A 15,584-nucleotide genomic window follows, 5' to 3' on the forward strand; every position below is an offset into this window, starting at 1 on the left:
TACGCGCAACCTCCGGCGGGATCCGCGCAGGCCGACGGCCCCGGACCTGCCGTCCCGCCGGCGCTTCCCGGGCACCCGGCCGGGCGCCCGCCGCGCCGCTCGAACCTCCCCGCAACCTCCGGCGGGCTCCGCGCAGGCCGACGGCCCCGGACCTGCCGTCCCGCCGGCGCTTCCCGGGCACCCGGCCGGGCGCCCGCCGCGCCGGACCTCGTACGCTCGACGCCGTGTCTCCTCACGTCCTGATCCTCGGCGGCACGACCGAGGCCCGCGCCCTGGCCGCGGCGCTGTCCAGCCGCCCCGGCGTCCGCGTCACGACCTCCCTCGCGGGGCGCGTCGCCAAGCCGGGGGCACTCGACGGGGAGGTGCGCGTCGGGGGCTTCGGCGGGCCCCGGGGGCTGGCCCGATGGCTGCGGGAGGAGTCCGTGGACGCGCTCGTCGACGCCACGCACCCCTTCGCGGAGTCGATCACGGCCAACGCCGCCCGCGCCGCCGCCGAGACCGGCGTCCCCGCCGTGGTGCTCCGCCGCCCCGGATGGCGGCCCGGCCCCGGGGACCACTGGCACCCGGTCCCCTCACTGGACGCAGCCGCGGATCTGCTCCCGACCCTGGGCCGCCGGGTGTTCCTCACCACCGGGCGCCTCGGCCTGGCCTCCTTCGCCCACCTGACGCGGCTCCACTTCGTCGTGCGGTCGGTGGATACCCCCGAGCCGCCGCTGCCACCCGACACCCACGTACTGCTCTCCCGCGGCCCGTTCACCGTCCCCGGGGAGACGGCCCTGCTGCGCGAGCTCGGCATCGACGTCCTGGTGACCAAGGACAGCGGGGGAGCGGCCACGGCGGCCAAACTGACGGCGGCCCGGGACCTCGGGCTGCCGGTCGTGGTCGTAGGGCGGCCGCCACTGCCGGACGGCGTGACGGCCGTACCCGATGTGGAGGGTGTGCTGGAACACCTGGGGCTCGGGTAGGGCCTTCCCACCGAGCCGACCGCCAGGGACTTCGCCGGGCTCCGCAGCCTTCACGCCGAGCCGGCCGTGAGGGCTTTCGCCGGCTCCGCGGCCCTCACACCGAGCCGGCCGTGAGGGACTTCTCCCCGCTGGGCGGCAGCCCATGGCTCAGGTCCTCCACCAGCAGTCGTTTCGACGTAGAACGCCCACCGCCACGTCAGATGGTCGGTGAACAGCCCGCCCCAACGGCCCGATGACGGTGGCCACCCCGAACACCGCGCCGATCGCGCCCTGGTACTTGCCGCGCTCGCGCAGCGGGATCACATCGGCGATCAGCGCCATCGAGGTGACCATCAGCCCGCCCGCGCCGATGCCCTGCATCGCCCGCCAGGCGATCAGCAGCGACATGTTCGTCGCCAGACCGCACAGGAACGAGCCCGTGATGAACACGATCGCCGAGACCTGGAAGACCGCCTTGCGGCCGAACAGGTCGCCGAACTTGCCGACCAGCACGGTCGCGACGGTCTCCGCGAGGAGGTACGACGTGACCACCCACGACATGTGATCCGCCCCGCCCAGGTCCGACACGATGGTCGGCAGGGCGGTGCCGACGATGGTCTGGTCGAGGGCCGCGAGCAGCATCCCCAGCATGATCGTCACGAAGACGACGTTGCGGCGACGCGTGTCCAGCACCGGCGGCTGGGAGGCGGGCAGGGCGGTTTCCTCCACGACGGTCACGTCGTCACCTTCACACCTGTGGGCTACGTGCGCATGCCAGAACGTCCGCACGGGTGCCCGGTGATGGACCCGCCAGTCACGTCAGTCGCGGGGATGCCGGCGCAGCAGATACGTGTCCATGATCCAGCCCTTGCGCTCTCGGGCCTCGGCCCGCAACCGCTCGATGCGGGGGGCGGCCTCGGCGATCGGACCGGAAACGAGGATCTCGTCCGGGGTGCCGATGTAGGCGCCCCAGTAGATGTCGACGTCCTCCTGCGCGTACCGCCGGAAGGTCTGGTGGGCGTCGAGCATGACCACCACGTCGTCCACGTCCTCCGGGAAGCCCTCGGCCAGCCGTCGGCCGGTGGTGATCTGCACCGGCCGCGCGACCCGGTTGAGGCCCGTGCGGTGCCGGGCGACGAGCGCCGATACGCTGCTGATGCCGGGCACGACGTCGTACTCGAACGCCACGGCGCCCCGCTCCAGCACCTCCTCCAGGATCCCCAGGGTGCTGTCGTACAGCGACGGGTCGCCCCACACCAGGAACGCGCCGGTCTGCTCCTCGCCGAGCTCCTCGGTGATCAGCCGTTCGTAGATGTCGGCGCGGGCACTGCGCCAGTCCCCGACGGCGGGGGAGTAGGCCGAACCGCCGGCGCTCCGGTCCCGCTCCGGGTCGCGCGCCTCGACCACGCGGTACGTCCCCTCGGGCACGTGCGCGTCGAGCATGTCCCGGCGGAGCCCGGTGAGGTCCGCCTTCACCTCGCCCTTCTCCAGGATGAAGAACACGTCCGTGCTCCGCAGCGCCCTGACCGCCTGGAGAGTGAGCTGGTCGGGGTCGCCCGCGCCGATACCGATGACATGAATCTTTCGCACGCCCCGAGTCTGCCGCACGGGGGTGAGGCCGGATGCACCGCGGTCGGATCACCGGCCCCGGCTCAGCGCCCGGGGCCCCCGCCCCGCAGTCGAGGCGCTCGCGCACCCGCGTCCACGGCTCGGCCCTCCCGCTCCACGTCCCCGGCCAGTTCCCGCGCCCACGACGCCACGCTCGCGACGTCGATCCCATGCGGCAGGTCCTGCCCGGTCTCGGACACCCAGGCCTCCGCCGCGCCCGCCCCGCGGCGGAGCAGGCGGGCCCCACCCGTCAGATTGCCGCGGGCGGCGTGCGTGAGCCCCACGGCGAGCTGGGCGAGCCCGCGCCACAGCTCGCGCTCCTGGTCGGGCCCCGACTTCCACGCGTCCTCGAAGACCTCGTGCGCATGGAACGGCTTGCCCTCGTCCAGCAGCCGCTGCGCCTGCGCGACGGTCTCCTCCGGGGTGCGGACGACGCCCTCGGGCTGCCGGGGCACACCGTCCGCGCCGTACGGCAGGGGCCGTCCGAGTCCGTCCCGGGGCCGGGCGTTGCGCGCCCGCCCCTCACCGTCACGGTCCCGTGTGCCGCTCGGCCGGCCCGAGCCGGTCTCTCCTGTGCTGCCCATAGGCCGATTGTCCCGCCCGGCCTGTTTTCGGCGCGGCCAGGGGTGTGGGGTAAGGTGCTGTTCGCGCGATCACGCGGCTCACCGCGGGTGGCGCGCACCGGGACGTGGCGCAGCTTGGTAGCGCACTTGACTGGGGGTCAAGGGGTCGCAGGTTCAAATCCTGTCGTCCCGACCAGCGTTTACGCAGGTCGGAGGCCGTTCTCTCACTAATGAGAGGGCGGCCTTCCGTGCGTCCGGAGCCATGGTGGTCGCAGTGTGGTCGCACGTCCAGTCTGTGGCCGGTTGGCTGTGGCGCTGAAGGGCGGTGGCGCGGGGGAGCGGAGTCGGCGGACAGCCTCGCGGAGCCGGTGGATGTGGTCGCGTGGTGGTCGCAGCCACCGCGTACGGCCCGTTTCGTGGCTGGCCTTCTCGGCTCCGGTGAGCGTGTGGTCGATGGCGTCGACGGCTTCGCGGGCTGCTTGTTGGGTGAGGTGGCTGTAGATGTTGGCGGTGGTCGACAGGGTGGAGGGCCGCAGGGTCTTGGGGGCGACGGTCAGGGGCACGCCGGCGGTGACGGTGATGGTGGCAGCCAGGTGGCGCAGGTCATGGACCGTGATCCTGGGGACGCCCGCTTCTGCTGAGAGCCGACGGAGTCGGTCCAGGACATGGTGCGGTCCGATCGGTCGGCCGTCGGGTCGGCAGAAGACGAGTCCGGCGAACGGGTCGTCAGAATCGCCGCGTGTTCGGGGCGTTGTTTGTGCACGGTGCCGGAGGGCGGTGGCGACGCGGGGTGAGATGGCGACCCAGCCGCGGCTGGATCGGGTCTTCGGCGTGGTGATGACGAGGTGGTTGTTGTCGATGGCGGAGAGGGTGCAGCAGACGTAGAGGACGCCTTCCGTCAGGTGGACGTCATCCCAGTGGAGGCCCAGAGCTTCGCCCTTGCGCAGGCCGGTGCCGATGAGGAACTCGAACAGGTCGGCCATCTCGGGGTCGGCCCGGTGGCAGTACACGAGGAAGCGGGCAGCCTCCTCCGCCGTCCAGATCCTCCGTTCCGGCGACGGTGGTCGCCGTAGCACTGGGGGACTGGCCGGGTTGCGTGGGAGGCGGTGCTGCCGGACGGCGTCGCCCAGGGCGCTGGAGAGGGTGGCCAGGCACCGGTAGAGGGTGGTCTTGCCCCGGCCGGAGGCGAGCTGGCTGGCGCCGAAGGCCGAGATGGGCCGGTGGGCGAGCTGGTCGAGCTTGAGGGTGCCGAAGGCCGGGACGAGGTCGTTGCGGACGTAGTCGCGGTAACGGGCCATCGTGGTCGGCTTCAGGACCAGGGCCTTTGCGGCCAGCCAGGCGTTCAGGTAGGCGGCGACGGTCTGGTTCGGGTCTGCGTTGTACCCGCCGGCCTCACCCTCGAGGAAGCGGACCAGTGCCTGCTCGGCCGAATCCTGGCTGGGGAAGCCGCCCCGGCGCACAGCCGTCCGGCGACGGGCCGGGGCTGGGACATCTACAGCGAAGCCCCAGGTGCCGTGCTCACTGTCGGTGACCAGATGAGGGCAGCCTGTGCCGAGCTGGCGGCGATGGGTATCCCTGCAGCTGCAGCGGCGGTAGATACGGCCGCTGCCGATGCTGGTGCGCATGGGGATCGCCTCCGGGAGGTGGAGGGAGATGGACGCTTCCAGCCTGCGACCAACAGGCGACCACCACGCCGCCAGGGAGCATCGTGACCAGCGAGTTTCCCTTGTCATCGCGCAAGGGGCCCATCCGGGAGCGTGGCAGCAGATTCTTCGTCTGCTGGTGGTACAGCAGCCGCACGCATGCTGACCTGAGGAAATCGCGGCAGGCGGGGCTCTCTGGTGAGGACTGGTCCATGAATGGTCCGGATCTGGTCCTGGTTGATCCGAGGCGGAGAAGCCGGCGTGGGATGGGAAGTTCCGGGAGCCGTCCATGTTCTGCGTCCCGTGCGCTCGCCAGCCGGACCCGAGGCTGTGGTCGTCCTACCGCCAAGGTGCCTGGACGCGCTGTGCCGGTTGTCGTGCGGAGGCGGCGTCTGCGCGCGCCATGGACAGGAGGCCGGGGAGGCCGCCCGGTGGGCCAGGGAGAGCTCGCATCTCGCCACTTACCCCGGCGTCGACGTCACGTGCTGGGAGTCCTTGATGCCAGCACGTCGGCGGCAACGCCGAGGTTCTGGCCGCCGCTGAACCGCGAGAAGGTGCCCCGTGTAGTGCAGGCTAGTGGCGCGTTGACAAAGCACCCGCGCAAACTGATGATGTAATCAGTTGTGCGGAGATACTCAAACTCGCCACGCGTCTCCGTGCCTCATGTAGCCAAGTGGCCGATTTGCGACTTATGTGAAAACTCTCACGATCCTATTGGTGCGGCTCTGTCGAGTCGCCGTACAGCGTCGGCCGGCGGTCGACGCCGGACCCCCAGGAGAGGTGCCATGAGCGAGACCGATCTGCACGCGAAATTCCAGAAGCTGCCCGACGCCGTCCGTGAGCGCGTCGACTCGACGCTGGCGGACGCGAAGATCGCACTCAAGCTCCGCGTTGCTGAGCTGCTGGCCGACAAGGAGGAGACGGCCGAGCATGCCGTCACCACCGCCGGCCGAATCGGAGCCAAGAGCGGCGAGGTGTCCGAGCTGACCACGATCCTGCCGCTGAAGCCGAACGGTGCCGAACGTCTGCGGAAGTTCTTCAAGTTGGTGGGCGGGAATCTTGCGGGCGCCGGTCAGGTCGGCACGCTGCACAACATGCGCTTCGTGTTCCTCGACAACGACACCAAGCTGTTGTTCGCGACTGCCTTCGACGGCGAGTGGGACCCCTACATCGACGACTTCGCCACCAAGATCCCCGACTTCATGGACTACCTGTTCGCCAACGTCGAGGGCTGGCCCGGTATCACCTCGCCCGACGTGAAGGACTTCATCGTCAAGTACCAGATCCCGGCGGAAGCGTGGTTCGTCTCCCATCCCAACCTCACCGTCGCGGAAGCCCACCGGCTCAAGCGGCAGGAGGCCGCGGTGCAGCGCTTCCTGTCGGACCTCAACTGAAGGCAGGCGCACCATGCCTTCCCCGCTGTTCCGGCGGCTGCGCCGGCACCCCACTCTGGATCTCGACGACATCCAGGCGACACTGCTGCGGGCCCGTCCCGAGCCCTATTTCGGCACTCACGCGATCCTGGAGATCACGGAACCGGCCGCGGGCAGGGAACTGCTGCGCAGACTGGCTCCGCGGGTGACCTCGGCGGCCCGCTGGGACCAACCGCGGCCGTCCTGGCTGGCCCTCGCCCTCAGCTATCAGGGACTGGTGGCGCTGGGCGTGCCGGAGACGTCCCTGGCCTCCTTCCCCGCCAACTTTCGTGCCGGAATGGCCGCCCGCGCCGAGCGGCTGCGCGACACCGGCGTGAACGCGCCCAAGAACTGGGAGTTCCCCTTCGGTACGCCGCGCGTGCACGTTGCCGTCACGGTGTACGCCGCGAGCGAGGACGACTGGCGTGCCGAAGTCGCCGCCTACGAGAAGGAGCTGGGGGGCGTTTCTGGTGTGCGGCTGCTGTCCCACCAGGACTTCGCGGCCGACGGGTTCAACGTGTTCGGCTACCGGGACGGCTTCAGCCAGCCGGTGGTTGAGGGCAGCGGCGCCGAACCGCTGCCCGGCGACGGGCGCCCGATCAAGGCGGGCGAGTTCGTGCTCGGGTACCCGAGCGAGACGGGCGTCCCGCTGCCCGTGCCGGCTCCGGACGTCCTCGGCCGCAACGGCACCTACGTGGTCTTCCGCAAGTACCACTCCCACGTCGCCGCCTTCAACAAGTGGCTGCACGACAACGCCCGTACGGAAGCCGAACGCGAACTGCTGGCCGCCAAGCTCGTCGGCCGCTGGCGCAGTGGTGCACCCCTGGCCCTGGCCCCCGAGCGCGACGATCCCGCGATCGGCGAGGACCCGAACCGGATCAACGACTTCGACTACTCCGCCGACCCACGCGGACTGCGCACACCGCTGGGCTCCCACATCCGCCGCATGAACCCGCGCGACACCAAGCTGACGGTCCTCACCGACGTCAACATCCGCCGGGTCATCCGCCGCGGCACCTCCTACGGCACCCCGCTGCCCCCGGACCGGCTCAAGGATGACGGCAAGCCGCGCGGCCTGGACTTCATCGCTCTCGGCGCACGCGCGATCGACAACGTCGAGTTCCTGCAGAGCGAGTGGGTCGGTTCCGGCAACTTCATGGGCCTGGGCAAGGAGAAGGACCCGATGGTCTCCCTGCAGGACAAGGGCGCCTACTTCACCGTTCCCGGCACCCCGCCCCGCAGGGTGCAGAACATCCAGTCCTTCAACACCCTGCTCGGCGGCGAGTACTTCTTCATGCCCAGCCTCTCCGCCATCCGCTGGCTCGGCAGCATCTGACCCCCTACCCTCGCGCGGAGGCCACCCATGACCACACCCCGTACGTACGTCAAGTACCGCCCCGACCTCGAACAGCCCTTCCCCGACGAGGAGGAACTGATCCGCCAGGTCGTCGAGGCCATGGGCAAGGCCAACCAGCAAGTTGCCGACAAACACCGGCACGGCCTGCGCGACGCCCACGCCAAGAGCCACGGCGTCCTCGCGGGCGAGCTGCGTATCCAGTCCAGTCTCCCCGCCCACCTGGCCCAGGGTCTCTTCGCCGAACCGGTCACCTACCCGGTGATCGTCCGCTTCTCCTCCGCCCCTGGCGACCTGCGCTCCGACCAGGTGCCGGTCCAGCGCGGCATCGCTATCAAGGTCATCGGCGCGCCCGGCCCCCGCGCCCTCGAAGACGGCCACACCACCCAGGACTTCCTCCTCGTCAACCACCCCACCCTGCCCTTCGGCAACATCGCCGAATACGCCAAACTCCAGGACCTCCTGGAAAAGCAGCCCCGCCAGAGCGACCAGCAGCTGCAGCTCACCGGGCTGGCCGCCCGCGCCGCCGCCACGGCGCTCACCCGCGTGGGACGCCCGCTCCCACCGGCCGTGGAGACCCTGGCCGCCGCCAACCACCACATCCTCGGCGAGACCTTCCACTCCATGGCCGCGCTGCGCTACGGCGACCACGTCGCCAAGATCTCCGCCGCGCCGCGCTCCGCGAACGTGCGGGCCCTGACCGGTCGGCCTGTCGAGAAGAAGGCCGGCGAGTCGGCGCTGCGCGACCTCGTCGTCGACTTCTTCGCGCACAACAGCGCCGAGTACGACATCCGCGCCCAGCTGTGCACGGACATCGACCGCATGCCCGTGGAGGACGCGTCGGTCCTCTGGCCCGAGGAACTGTCACCCCACGAAGTCGTGGCCGTGCTCCACCTGCCCGCCCAGGACGCCTACAGCGACGCCCGCCGCCGCTACGCGGACGACGTCCTGTCCTTCAGCCCCTGGCACGCCCTGGAGGCCCACCGTCCGCTGGGCTCCATCATGCGCTCCCGACGCGCGGCCTATGCCAGCTCCAGCGACTTCCGCCACCGGCTCAACGGGATCGACCCCCAGGAGCCGGCGAGCATCAAGGAGCTTCCCGCCTGATCTGGCAGGCCGATCCGCGGATGCGGCCACGGATGGGCCAGGACTCACGTGTCAGAATGAATGTCCCCGTTCTTCGTCCGGTTTTCATCATCGAGGTTCATCCGTGTCCCAGCCCGTTGGCCGTGTGCCGCAGCGACGCAATGCACGGTCCAACCGGGCGCGCATCCTGGCCACCGCGCGCCAGGAGCTCGGACGGAACCCCGACACCACTCTGGAGGAGCTGGCTCGCGCCTCCGGTGTCGTCAGGCGCACTCTTTTCGGGCACTTCCCCGGCCGGGCGGCGCTCCTGGAGGCGCTGGCCGAGGAGGCCGCCGAGGCTCTCCAGGCCGCCGCAGCGGCTGGAGTGAGGGCGACCGAGCCGGCCGAGCGGGCGCTCGCGCGCTTCTCGTTGTCGATGTGGCCCGTGGGTGACCGTTACCGGATGCTCCTGGCGCTGGCCCAGCGGGACCTGGGCATGGAACGCGTCGGTGAGATCCTCAAGCCCGCCCGGATCAGGGTCACGGCCATCCTGGAGCGGGGACAGCAGGACGGCGTCTTCCACTCCCACCTGCCGCCCGCGGTCATGGGCGCCGGCCTGGAGGCGATGACGGTCGCCCTGTTGGAAGAGGTCAACGCCGGCGCGCTGGAGGACGACGGGACGCGTACGGCCGTCGCCACGCTCATCGCGGCCGGTGTGCCGGAGAAGCAGGCGCGTGTCGTGGTCGATGACGTGGCCGCCGCGTTCGCGGCGGAAGCCGTCGCCGATAGCTGAGTCGCAGCACGGCTGCTGGCGCAGAGGTGGAACAGACCCCGGTGCGAAGGCATCGGGGTCTTGGCACGTGTGCCCCCGCCTCCGACGCCGTGGCGACGTTGCCCTCAGAGGTTCCGGTACGACGGGCTGCTCCGAATCGAGTCGGCTTGCGGTGGACCGCCCTTGAGGGGGGCGGCCGGGACGGTAGCGATGAGGTGGACGACCGTGCCCGCCGTCGATCTGCTTGCGTAACCGGAGCAGGAGCGTGACGCACAGCAGGCCGATGCCTCGACCGTGATGCGTCCGCCCCGGTCTCTGGACACGCTCCGCGTCAACGCGAAGAAGCGCCTCTTACCGCTGGGGGGATGTTCCGATGCAGCCGCTGCCGTCTCCCTGCCCCTTTGGCCTGGTCCCGGACGCGACCGGTGTGGACGCATTCAACACCGCGTACCGGCAGGCCAAGCAGCAGCGGGCAGTGTTCGTCGCGGTGGAGAAGCACGGTCCGCGGTGGACGGTGAAGGCCGACGCACTCACCGCCCCGCAGCACGTCATCAGCAGCGGGTGTACGACGCAGTACGCGAAGCGGTCATCCACCTGATCCGTACGCGGCAGATCCGTCCCGACTCCTCCGCCGGCCCGGTCTACTTCGTCCTGTACGACGTGGACGGCGAGGGCCGCGCCCGGGAACTGGCCGCCGCCCTGCACGCCGCCCTCTACGGCGACCTCGGCCCCTTGGCGAGCTGTCTGCGCAGCTCGTAGAGGCGCGCCACGCTTGCCGCCTCGGCGATGTTCCGAGCCGCTGACGGAGTCACGGCTCAGCCGTCCCGTGCCGCATCGGCACCTCACATGCGGGCAGCAAAAGGGGACGGTGCCGGGTGTCCCCTCCCGGCACCGTCCGGGGCCGTGCGCCGCTCGGGCACGGCCCGTTTGGGGGTGGAGGAGGCCGGAGTGTCCGACCTCCGGTCGGCGCCCATGGGTCGCGCCGGGCCTGTGGGGCTCAGGCGGCGCCCACGGTCTCGGCCTCCGTCGCCACCGGATCTTCCTGCCGGTGCTTCCCGGTGGCCTTGCGACCGGGCAGCACGGCAATGACGATCAGGGTTCCGGCGCCCATGATGATCGCGCCGATGAGGCTGGTGTGTGCGATGGCGTGGGCGAAAGACTCGTGCACCGCCTCGATCAGGGACTGGGCCTGCTGGGGGCCGCCGCCCGGGGTCTTGGCGACCTGCTCGGCGACCGCGAGGCCGCCGCCCACCGAGTCCTTGGCGACGTCCATCGCCTCGGCCGGGAGGCGGCCGCCGATCATGTCGGTCAGCTTGTCCTTGTAGGACGTCGCGAGGAGCGAGCCGAGCACGGCGATACCCAGTGCGCAGCCGAGTTCCAGCGCGGTGTCGTTGGCGCCGCCGCCGACGCCCAGCTCGGACTCGGGGAAGGAGCCCATGATGGTGTCGGTAGCCGGGGCCAGGCTCAGGCCGATCGCGAAGCCGAGCATCAGCAGGGGCGTCAGGAAGTCTGTGTAGGCCGAGCCCGACTCGATCTGCGTGAGCAGGAAGACGCCCGCCGTGCCGATCACCATGCCGGCGCCCACGACCAGCTTCACACCCAGCTTCGGGGCCAGCTTGCCTGTGACCGCGGCGCCGACGAAGACGGCTCCGGCCAGCGGCAGCAAGCGTATGCCGGTCTCCAGGGCGTTGTAGCCGAGAACGAACTGCAAGAATTGGGTGGAGTAGTAGATCGAACCGAAGGTGCCGAAGAAGAAGAACAGCACAGCGAGCATCGAGCCGCTGAAGGGGCGCTCGGTGAACTTGCGCACGTCCAGCATCGGGTTCGGGTGCTTCAACTCCCAGGCGACGAAGGCCAGCAGGCCGACAGCGGCAATGACGGCCGCGGTGATCGGGCCGATGCCCCAACCGAAGTGCGGGCCCTCGATGGTCGCGTAGACCAGGCTGCCGACGGAGACGATCGAGAGCAGCCCGCCGATGTAGTCGATCCGGCCCATGCCCTCCGCCTTGGACGGCGGAACCAGGAGCAGTGCGCCGATGACGCCGAGGACCGCGAGGGGGACGTTCATGAGGAAGGTGGAACCCCAGGCGTGGTCCTCCAGCAGCCAGCCGGCGGCCACCGGGCCGGCGGCGATGGCGAGACCGGACGTGGCGCTCCAGGCCGTGATGGCCTTGGCGCGCTCCGCCCTGGGGAAGATCGCGACCAGCAGCGACAGGGTGGCCGGCATGACGACGGCGGCACCGACGCCCATGATCGCGCGGGAGATGATGACCAGGTTGGTCTCGTCGACCAGGCCGCCCATCACCGAACCGCCCGCGAAGATCAACAGGCCCAGGATGAGTGCGCCGCGGCGGCTGTATTTGTCGCCGATCGCGCCCAGAACGAGCATCAGCGCGGCGTACGGGACGGTGTAGCCGTCGATGACCCACTGCAGGTCACTGCTGGACAGCCCCAGGTCCTTGGTCAGGTCCGGCGCAGCCACGACGAGCGACGTGTTCGCCATGACGACGATCAGCAGGCTCAGGCAGAGCACCAGCAGGGCCCACCAGCGCCGTGGATAGGGCCCGGTCATCTTCTCGGCAGGCGTATTCGCAAAGAGCGGCATCAAAAAGCTCCTCGACAGGAGGCGAAGCTGAGGCTTCGGGGTTCGCGGATGGGGTGTGAAGGGCGGCCGTGGCCGTGGACCGGCGAGGCACCGCGAGCAGTTAATTGCCCATTGATGTGCAGACTAGTTTATTGCCCATCGGTGTGCAACTATCGAGCTGCCCCCGCCCCGTCGACCGGAGGTTCCGACATGACCCGCGCACACGTCACAGACGCATCAGGGCGCAGCCGGACCCGTCTCACGAGGGCCCGCATCCTCGAGGCGGCCAGGCATGAACTCGGCCGCGATCCCGAGAGCAGCCTGGGTGACATCGCCGAAGCGGCGGGCGTGGTGCGTCGCACGGTCTACGGCCACTTCAGCGGCAGGGCCGCGCTTGTGGAGGGGCTGGTGGTGGAGGCTGCGCATGCGCTGCGGCAGGCGCTCGCGGCACCGGGGATCCCCGCGCCGGACGCCGTCACCGCGCTGGCGCGCTTCGTCCTTGCTGTGTGGCCCGTCGGTGACCGCTACCGCATGCTGCTCCGCCTCGCCCCGCAGGACCTCGGGGTCGGGCGGGTCGACGAGGTTCTCGCCCCCGCCCGCGAAGCGGCGGCGGCGATCATCGCCCGGGGACAGCGGCAGGGAGCCTTCCACGCAAGCGTTCCGCCCGGCCCTCTGAGCCGGGCACTGGAGGGACACCTGCTGGGGCTCCTGGAGTGCGTGAACGCCGGGACCTGGACCGACGACGGCACACGCACCACGACCGCCGCTCTGATCGCCGTGGGAGTGGACGGCGACCGTGCCATCACCTGCGTCCGAGGGCTCGGCCGGCCCGAGTCCCTTCGGGCCTAGCCCTCAGGCGCACATTCCGAGCACTTCCCGGAGAGGACACTCATGTACTAGTCCCAGCCCGATGACCAACTCGTCGGCGATCCCTACTGCAGCGGCGCCGCCGTGTACGCGAGCCCACCGGCCCCGAGGAGGCGGCGCCGGATCATTGCCGCAGTGTCCCTCGTGCCGTTGCTGATCGGTGCCGTCGTGGTCGACCGGGTCGCCGCGGCCCGTGTGGAGAGCCGTACGGCCAAGACGTTCCAGGACGGCATGGGAACCGCTGATCGGCCTTCAGTGCACGTCAGCGGCTTCCCCGTGCTGACACAGCTGGCCGAGGGCAGCCTGAGCCACGTCGACCTCACCGCCCACGGCATACCTGCCGACGGCTCGACACGGCCCCTGCCGGTGACGAAGCTGACGGTCGGCCTCGACGGTCTGAAGACCTCGGGCAGGACCGACGAGGCTCATGCCCGCAGCGTCGACGCGACCGCGTTCCTGTCGTACGAGGACGTGTCGGCCGCGCCCGGCGTGGGCGTGTCGAGAGGTGACGAGCCGGGCCGGATCCACGCGACAGCCGGTCTGCCGCTCGCCGGCGACGTGACCGTGAGTGCGGCCGTCTCCGCGGCGAAGGGCAACCGCATCGCCTTCACGGACGTCCGCACGGTCCAGGGCGAGCTCATCCCGCCCTTGAGAGCGCTGCTCGACAAGGCCCTGAAAGAGCCCGTCCCGCTGGAGAACGTCCCCGAAGGGCTGCACCTGCGCTCGGTCACCACCGCAGAGAACGGGATCGATGCCCACTTCACCGGCCGCTCGGTCACCTTCCGTCCGAGCTCGTCGTCCACCGCGTGAGGAGTGGGGCGTCGGTGGTCGGTCAGGCGAGGTCGGGGAGGGGACGGCGAGCGACCTCGTGGGCGTCGTCCGGCGGGACGCCCAGCATGCGCAGGACCATCTCGGCGAGGTTCACCGCGGCGTCGTCGCCGTCCACATCGGGGCGGGCGAACCTCAGCTCCACCAGGGACAGCAGGGTTCCACCCAGTGCGGACAGGGCGACCGTCGGGTCGACGGGGGTGAAGCGGCCGGAGGCCATACCCACCTCGACGTCCCGCAGGGCCCGCCGGGCCAGGCCGTTGTCCGAGTGGATGTGACCCAGGCCCCGGCGGCGCAGCACCTGCATCAGCTCCGGGTGCGACTCGGCCATGCGGGCGCTGAGCCGGAAGCCCGTCGCGACGAGCTCCGCGGGGTCGTCGATGCCGGCCAGGCGCTCGTCGAAGGTCTGGCCGAACTCCTCCAGCGCGTCCCGGACGGCGGCCTCGAACAGCTCCGTCTTCGAATCGAAGTGGTTGTAGAACGAGCCGAAGCCGACGTCGGCGCGCTCGGCAATCGCCTGGATGCTGGCGCTGGTGTCCCCGTTCTCGGCGAGTATCTGGCGAGCCGCGCGGACAAGAGCCCCGCGGGTCTCGGCGCGACGCCGCTCGAATCGGTTATTGGTCGGGGCTGACGTAGGCATGCCCAGATTCTAACCGCCGAGGCGATGACCATCGCAGTCCTGATGAATCCATCATTTCCTGCCGTGAACACCTTGACGATAGAACTGTCACACTTGATGATTTCCTCACTACGGCAATGTTGCTTGGAGGGCACCATGTCCGAAACCCGCGTCAACGCAGTCGGCGTCCCGGACGTCAGGACGGCCCATCAGGACCTCCACAGCGCGCAGGGCGCCCTGCGCGGCGAACATCCCGGGCGCTCCCGGAACCCCGTGATCAAGGCGGCCGACCTGGCCTGGCTGGAGTTCGAGAAGCCCGATCTGGACCGGGCCGAGGTCTTCGCCCGGGACTTCGGCTTCGGTATCGCCGCCCGGAGCGAGAGCGAGCTGTGGCTGCGGGGCACCTACGCCGGCTCGCCGTGCATGGTGATCCGGCGCGGCCGGACCTCCCGTTTCATCGGCCCGGCGTTCCGCGCCGCCGAGCGGGCCGACCTGGACCGGCTGGCCCGCGCCACGGGCACATCCGTACGAGACGCCGACGTGCCCGGCGGCGGCAAGGTGGTCGACCTGCTCGACCCCTCCGGCTTCCCGGTCCGGGTCGTGCACTGCTTGGAGGAACTGCCGGCGCTGCCCGAGCAGCAGCCGCTGCTGCTCAACTTCGGCACCGATCACCGTCGCACGAACGTCACCCAGCGCCCCCCGCGTGAACCCTCCCGCATCCAGCGTCTGGGCCATGTAGTCCTGGAGACAAGGGTGTTCGGGCGCGCCCTGGACTGGTACCTGGACACCCTCGGGATGATCGTGTCCGACTTCCTGTTCCTTGACGGCCAGCGCGGCCGTGGGCCGACGATGGCGTTCATCCGCTGTGACCAGGGCAGCCGGGCCGTTGACCACCACACGCTGGCCATGCACCTGGGCCCGGGCAACGGCTACGTCCACTCCGCCTACCAGGTGACCGACCTCGACTCGATCGCGGCCGGCGGCGAGTACCTGGCCGAGCGTGGCTACCAGCGCAGCTGGGGCATCGGCCGGCACATCCAGGGCAGCCAGCTCTTCGACTACTGGCGCGACCCCGACCACTTCATGCTGGAGCACTTCGCCGACGGCGACCTGTTCTCCTGCGACCTGGAGCCCGGCTGGGCACCCATGTCGACCACCGGCCTCGCCCAGTGGGGACCTCCTGCCACCCGTGACTTCCTCGGCGCCAGCCCCTCCCCACAGCGGGTCCGTGACGTCATCGAAGCCCTGCGAGGCGACAACGAGATGGACCCGGCACGCCTGCTGGGCCTGCTCAAAGCCGCCAAGTCCTGAACCCCAACCCCTTC

At 70.4% G+C, this 15,584-nt stretch carries 14 protein-coding genes, 1 tRNA gene and 1 pseudogene; 10 read left to right on the plus strand and 6 right to left on the minus strand.

What is annotated here, in order from left to right:
* Positions 1 to 224 precede the first annotated feature (224 nt).
* Entirely contained in the window at positions 225 to 965 is a 741-nt protein-coding gene (locus tag FDO69_RS15590; RefSeq protein WP_104780425.1) for a cobalt-precorrin-6A reductase, read from the plus strand.
* A gap of 173 nt (positions 966 to 1,138) precedes the next feature.
* On the opposite strand, the pseudogene FDO69_RS15595 reads toward FDO69_RS15590, so the two are convergent.
* The 3 genes and pseudogenes from FDO69_RS15595 to FDO69_RS15605 all read right to left on the minus strand — a co-directional run.
* A pseudogene (locus FDO69_RS15595) lies at positions 1,139 to 1,682 on the minus strand (MFS transporter); the annotation flags it as partial.
* 81 nt (positions 1,683 to 1,763) lie between these two features.
* Complete coding sequence (gene cobF, locus FDO69_RS15600) at positions 1,764 to 2,534, minus strand: precorrin-6A synthase (deacetylating) (protein ID WP_104780426.1); 771 nt, start codon at positions 2,532 to 2,534, stop codon at positions 1,764 to 1,766.
* Between the two features lie 62 nt (positions 2,535 to 2,596).
* Positions 2,597 to 3,136, minus strand: coding sequence for a DUF309 domain-containing protein (locus tag FDO69_RS15605; RefSeq protein ID WP_104780427.1), 540 nt, complete (start codon positions 3,134 to 3,136; stop codon positions 2,597 to 2,599).
* Between the two features lie 98 nt (positions 3,137 to 3,234).
* On the opposite strand from FDO69_RS15605, the gene FDO69_RS15610 reads away from it, so the two are divergent.
* Positions 3,235 to 3,311 (plus strand) — tRNA-Pro (locus tag FDO69_RS15610).
* Positions 3,312 to 3,342: 31 nt separating this feature from the next.
* On the opposite strand, the gene FDO69_RS15615 is transcribed toward FDO69_RS15610, so the two are convergent.
* Positions 3,343 to 4,740 carry a site-specific integrase gene (locus tag FDO69_RS15615; RefSeq protein ID WP_234387946.1) on the minus strand — a complete coding sequence of 466 codons (1,398 nt, stop codon included), beginning with the start codon at positions 4,738 to 4,740 and terminating at the stop codon, positions 3,343 to 3,345.
* Between the two features lie 803 nt (positions 4,741 to 5,543).
* Here FDO69_RS15615 and FDO69_RS15620 point away from each other — a divergent pair.
* The 5 genes from FDO69_RS15620 to FDO69_RS41945 all read left to right on the plus strand — a co-directional run bounded on the left by FDO69_RS15620 (position 5,544) and on the right by FDO69_RS41945 (position 10,120).
* The gene (locus FDO69_RS15620) at positions 5,544 to 6,152 is read left to right on the plus strand and encodes a hypothetical protein (RefSeq protein WP_104780428.1); all 609 of its coding nucleotides are present in this window, start codon (positions 5,544 to 5,546) and stop codon (positions 6,150 to 6,152) included.
* 13 nt (positions 6,153 to 6,165) lie between these two features.
* A complete protein-coding gene (locus FDO69_RS15625) occupies positions 6,166 to 7,506 on the plus strand; it encodes a Dyp-type peroxidase (protein WP_104780429.1) in 1,341 nt (446 codons plus the stop codon).
* A gap of 27 nt (positions 7,507 to 7,533) precedes the next feature.
* Positions 7,534 to 8,631: a catalase family protein gene (locus tag FDO69_RS15630; RefSeq protein ID WP_104780430.1), complete on the plus strand. Its 1,098-nt coding sequence runs from the start codon at positions 7,534 to 7,536 to the stop codon at positions 8,629 to 8,631.
* Positions 8,632 to 8,734: 103 nt separating this feature from the next.
* Positions 8,735 to 9,382 carry a TetR family transcriptional regulator gene (locus tag FDO69_RS15635; protein ID WP_104780431.1) on the plus strand — a complete coding sequence of 216 codons (648 nt, stop codon included), beginning with the start codon at positions 8,735 to 8,737 and terminating at the stop codon, positions 9,380 to 9,382.
* A 540-nt stretch (positions 9,383 to 9,922) separates the two neighbouring features.
* Entirely contained in the window at positions 9,923 to 10,120 is a 198-nt protein-coding gene (locus FDO69_RS41945; protein ID WP_234387947.1) for a hypothetical protein, read from the plus strand.
* Between the two features lie 238 nt (positions 10,121 to 10,358).
* Here the strand turns inward: FDO69_RS41945 and FDO69_RS15645 are convergent, their stop codons facing one another.
* A complete protein-coding gene (locus tag FDO69_RS15645) occupies positions 10,359 to 11,966 on the minus strand; it encodes an MFS transporter (protein WP_104780432.1) in 1,608 nt (535 codons plus the stop codon).
* A gap of 189 nt (positions 11,967 to 12,155) precedes the next feature.
* Here FDO69_RS15645 and FDO69_RS15650 point away from each other — a divergent pair, with 189 nt between their 5' ends.
* Positions 12,156 to 12,794 (plus strand): TetR/AcrR family transcriptional regulator, encoded by a 639-nt coding sequence (locus FDO69_RS15650; RefSeq protein ID WP_104780433.1) that lies wholly within the window; start codon positions 12,156 to 12,158, stop codon positions 12,792 to 12,794.
* 153 nt (positions 12,795 to 12,947) lie between these two features.
* A complete protein-coding gene (locus FDO69_RS15655; RefSeq protein WP_104780434.1) occupies positions 12,948 to 13,622 on the plus strand; it encodes an LmeA family phospholipid-binding protein in 675 nt (224 codons plus the stop codon).
* A gap of 22 nt (positions 13,623 to 13,644) precedes the next feature.
* On the opposite strand, the gene FDO69_RS15660 is transcribed toward FDO69_RS15655, so the two are convergent.
* Positions 13,645 to 14,280 (minus strand): TetR/AcrR family transcriptional regulator, encoded by a 636-nt coding sequence (locus FDO69_RS15660; RefSeq protein WP_104780435.1) that lies wholly within the window; start codon positions 14,278 to 14,280, stop codon positions 13,645 to 13,647.
* Positions 14,281 to 14,415: 135 nt separating this feature from the next.
* Between FDO69_RS15660 and FDO69_RS15665 the strand changes: the two genes are divergently transcribed.
* Entirely contained in the window at positions 14,416 to 15,570 is a 1,155-nt protein-coding gene (locus FDO69_RS15665) for a VOC family protein (RefSeq protein WP_104780436.1), read from the plus strand.
* Positions 15,571 to 15,584 lie beyond the last annotated feature (14 nt).

It is taken from the genome of Streptomyces tibetensis (assembly GCF_007655005.1).
GTDB classification, from domain to species: domain Bacteria; phylum Actinomycetota; class Actinomycetes; order Streptomycetales; family Streptomycetaceae; genus Streptomyces; species Streptomyces tibetensis.

Bases quoted from the DNA above. Each gene is read 5' to 3' on its own strand.
- FDO69_RS15615 (WP_234387946.1), bottom strand. From the start codon at position 4,740: ATGCGCACCAGCATCGGCAGCGGCCGTATCTACCGCCGCTGCAGCTGC.
- FDO69_RS15645 (WP_104780432.1), bottom strand. From the start codon at position 11,966: ATGCCGCTCTTTGCGAATACGCCTGCCGAGAAGATGACCGGGCCCTAT.
- FDO69_RS15665 (WP_104780436.1), top strand. From the start codon at position 14,416: ATGTCCGAAACCCGCGTCAACGCAGTCGGCGTCCCGGACGTCAGGACG.
- FDO69_RS15660 (WP_104780435.1), bottom strand. From the start codon at position 14,280: ATGCCTACGTCAGCCCCGACCAATAACCGATTCGAGCGGCGTCGCGCC.
- FDO69_RS15605 (WP_104780427.1), bottom strand. From the start codon at position 3,136: ATGGGCAGCACAGGAGAGACCGGCTCGGGCCGGCCGAGCGGCACACGG.
- FDO69_RS15630 (WP_104780430.1), top strand. From the start codon at position 7,534: ATGACCACACCCCGTACGTACGTCAAGTACCGCCCCGACCTCGAACAG.
- FDO69_RS15625 (WP_104780429.1), top strand. From the start codon at position 6,166: ATGCCTTCCCCGCTGTTCCGGCGGCTGCGCCGGCACCCCACTCTGGAT.
- FDO69_RS15620 (WP_104780428.1), top strand. From the start codon at position 5,544: ATGAGCGAGACCGATCTGCACGCGAAATTCCAGAAGCTGCCCGACGCC.
- FDO69_RS15650 (WP_104780433.1), top strand. From the start codon at position 12,156: ATGACCCGCGCACACGTCACAGACGCATCAGGGCGCAGCCGGACCCGT.